1 protein-coding gene and 2 pseudogenes are annotated in these 2319 nt (G+C 43.4%); 2 read left to right on the top strand and 1 reads right to left on the bottom strand.

Features of this window, described 5'->3' with window-relative positions; genetic code table 11:
* Positions 1 to 177: IS1 family transposase (locus tag NDI42_RS28820; RefSeq protein ID WP_242017434.1), on the top strand; the 177-nt coding region annotated here is incomplete at its 5' end.
* A 214-nt stretch (positions 178 to 391) separates the two neighbouring features.
* A pseudogene (locus NDI42_RS28815) lies at positions 392 to 1271 on the top strand (IS982 family transposase).
* Positions 1272 to 1589: 318 nt separating this feature from the next.
* On the opposite strand, the pseudogene NDI42_RS28810 reads toward NDI42_RS28815, so the two are convergent.
* Positions 1590 to 2184: pseudogene (locus tag NDI42_RS28810) on the bottom strand (IS630 family transposase); the annotation flags it as partial.
* Between the last annotated feature and the right edge of the window lie 135 nt (positions 2185 to 2319).

Raw genomic sequence — 2319 nt, 5'->3', positions numbered from 1 at the left:
CGAGCCGTTGGTAAAGAAACTGGAAAAACCAGCTACATTGAGCGATTCAACAATACGTTGAGGCAACGGGTATCTCGCCTAGTCCGAAAAACCTTGTCCTTTTCAAAATCGTTGGAGAACCACATTGGTGCTATCTGGTACTTTATCCATCACTACAATGCATCATTACTTATGTAGCACTACCAATTTTTTGAATGCATTTAGTGTTGCTTTGCAGAAGCCAAAAGCTCTTTAGGCTTGAGGCATTTAACTGCTTGTAAGCTACTTACTTATTTCTGCTAGTCTGCACTCATCTTGTATATTTAACGTGAGTTCGGGATAAGGATTGAGACAAGAGAGGGGCAAACCCGATAGGCTGAAAATGCAAAAACTTCATGCCCTGTTTGCCCTCATGCTTAGTCTAGAAGAACTGTTCTGCTTTGTAGATGATTTGTGCAAAACCTTTGAGCCGCAATGGAAGCAGCAGCTTTTGGGATTTGGCTTGCACTTTCGCAATCGACCACGTAGTTTGAGTTTGAGTGAAATTATGACGATTCTAATTAGATTTCACCAGTCGTGAAGAAGCAATTTCAAAACGTATTATCAACAGAAAGTGCAACCCGAGTGGGCAAATGCGTTTCCAGGGTTGGTGAGCTAGCAACGCTTTGTCGAATGGATACCGAGTACGCTCGTGCCCATGTGTGCTTAGAAAGCGCTCGTGTTTTGGCACGTATAGCGGCATCAGTTTTATGGATTCCACGGCGCTAAAAGTCTGCCATAACCGTCGCATCAACCAATACAAAGTGTTTGAGAACCTCGCAGCACGAGGCAAAACCTCGGTCGATTGGTTCTTTGGCTTCAAGCTGCATCTGGTGGTCAATGACTGGGGTGAACTGCTCAACATCATTCTGACTCCAGGCAACACCGATGACCGTACCCCAGTGCCAAAGCTGTTGCAGCAATTGTTTGGGAGAGTGTTTGCCGACAAAGGGTATATCTCACAACAGCTCGCTACACAGTTGCTCAAAACCGCAGGCATTCAACTGGTGACTAAGCTCAAGCGCAACATGAAACAGCGATCGATGTCGCTCAATGACCGTCTGATGCTCACAAAGCGCTCGATTCTTGAAAGTATCATCGACCGGTTGAAAAACATTTCTCAAATCAGCATTCTCGGCATCGTTCTCCGGTCAATTGTTTTGTCAACATTTTGGCTGGAGGGAATTACCTACTGCCATCAGCCAAAGAAACCGTCGATCGCAATCGATTACAATCTCTTGCTTCCAGCTTAACCCGAACTCACGTTATATTTAGGGTCAATTTAATTAGCGATGAGCGAGCATCGGAAGCAAGACTTTTTGTTTTTTGCAATAGTAAGCACTGTAGAAAGGAGAAACCTTCCTTAATTTTGCATTGCCATCCTACAGTTGGGATCTACTTCATTGTCTGTAATTATGGCTCTATCGTTAAAACTATGGTGCCATGCCAAAGATTCCAAAGAGCGATCGCTGCTAGTGGGCTGTCAAGGCAGTCTTGACTAGTTGAACAGGTCTGAGTATTATAATTGAAAACGATCTGGCTGAACAGTCAAGCAAAAAAAAACCGAATCATTAATCTTCAATACATGGATAAAGACGCTTGAGCTTAATGCGAGCATCTTTGGTAGTAAAACGCCAGTTAACTTTAGTGGCTCTGGCGTTACGTTCAGCTTCCCAGGCTGCCAAAGCCTGCTTCAAACTTTCCTGGTCAGGAATGCGTTGGTCGAGACATTGACCAGACACAACTGACAATTCAATTTCGGCGATATTCAGCCAACTGCCATGTTTGGGAGTATAGTGAAACTCTAATTTATCCAGAAGGCGTTTAGCTTCTTGTGGAGGGAAAGCTTCATAGACAGCACTTTTGACATGAGTATTAAGATTATCTTGAACCACACTAATCACCTTGGCATGAGGATAGCGCTCATCTACTAAATATTTGAGGATTTGGGCATAATCTTTTTTAGTGCGTCGCTCAGTTACCTCAACATGCCTCCATCCAGCTAAGGGTTCAGACAACATAAAGAGGTTACTTGCCTCCATTTCGTTCATATTCATAGTCATAATATTGAGGATGACCAGGTTTTACCGGAAGTGGAATTCGGGTTTGTTTGACTAATTGCTTACTGGTTTCATCCAAACAAACTACGGGGTAATCAGAGTCATAGGGACGAGCTGACGGGGTGACAACCCCGTCAAAAACCTAATAAAATCAAGGACATAGCCCTCAAACCTCTCTGAAAAAAGGGCAGTTTATTGCGTCTAATTTTCATTAATTCAGCAACAATTTCTTGGCAAAACT

This window comes from Funiculus sociatus GB2-C1 (assembly GCF_039962115.1).
GTDB classification, from domain to species: domain Bacteria; phylum Cyanobacteriota; class Cyanobacteriia; order Cyanobacteriales; family FACHB-T130; genus Funiculus; species Funiculus sociatus.
The sequence above is the reverse complement of the archived record's forward strand: the minus strand, read 5'-3'. Positions and strand labels throughout refer to the sequence as shown.